This window comes from Streptomyces sp. 130, assembly GCF_007096885.1.
Classification (GTDB): domain Bacteria; phylum Actinomycetota; class Actinomycetes; order Streptomycetales; family Streptomycetaceae; genus Streptomyces.
Genome location: NZ_VJNO01000114.1, coordinates 1 through 821, shown reverse-complemented (window position 1 = coordinate 821; position 821 = coordinate 1). Strand labels below are relative to the sequence as shown.

Here is an 821-nt window from a genome sequence, read left to right as displayed (position 1 = left end):
GTGGCGGTGCGTGCGGGTGCCGGGCTGGGGGATGTGGAGGCTGCGGTTCGTGCGGTCGTGGAGCGTCACGATGTGTTGCGGATGCGGGCGGAGCTGTCCGCGGAGGGTGTGTGGCGGCTGACGGTTCCGGAGGTGTCCGAGGGCTCGACCGTTCCCATGGTCAAGCGGGTGGACGCGGCGGGTCTGGATGCGGAGGCGTTCGGCCGGCTTGTGGTGGTGGAGCGTGGTGCGGCGCAGGGGCGGTTGTCTCCTGCGGCGGGTGTGATGGTGCAGGGGGTGTGGTTCGACCGGGGCCCGGGTGTGGAGGGTGTGCTGCTGTTGGTGGCGCATCATCTGGTGGTGGACGGTGTGTCGTGGCGGATCATCGTTCCGGATGTGCGGGCGGCTCTGGCGGAGCCGTCGGCTGAGCTTTCCGTGGTTCCGACGTCGTTCCGTCGGTGGGCGCGTCTGCTGGTGGACGAGGCCCGGGCCAGGGCCGGTGAGCTGGGGTTCTGGCGTGGTGTGGCTGGTACGCCGGATCCGCTGGTGGGTGCGCGTGCGCTGGATGCGGTCGTGGATGTGGCCGCGTCGGCGGGGCAGCTGGAGCTGCGTCTGTCCGCCGATGTGACCAGGCGTGTGCTGGGTGCGGTTCCCGCCGCGTTCCACGGTGAGATCAATGATGTGCTGCTGGCCGCTCTGGCGCGGGCGGTGGGGCGCTGGCGTGGTGCGGGTCAGGGTCCGGTCGTGGTGGATGTGGAAGGGCATGGGCGTGAGGAACTGCCCGGGGTCGATCTTTCGCGGACGGTGGGTTGGTTCACCTCGGTGTACCCGGTGGCGCTGGA

At 70.4% G+C, this 821-nt stretch carries 1 protein-coding gene; it reads left to right on the top strand.

Annotation, left to right across the window (positions count from 1 at the left end):
• Window positions 1–57: 57 nt before the first annotated feature.
• Window positions 58–821 (top strand): condensation domain-containing protein (locus FKN01_RS32240; protein ID WP_185993088.1); only part of this gene is annotated, 764 nt, incomplete at its 3' end.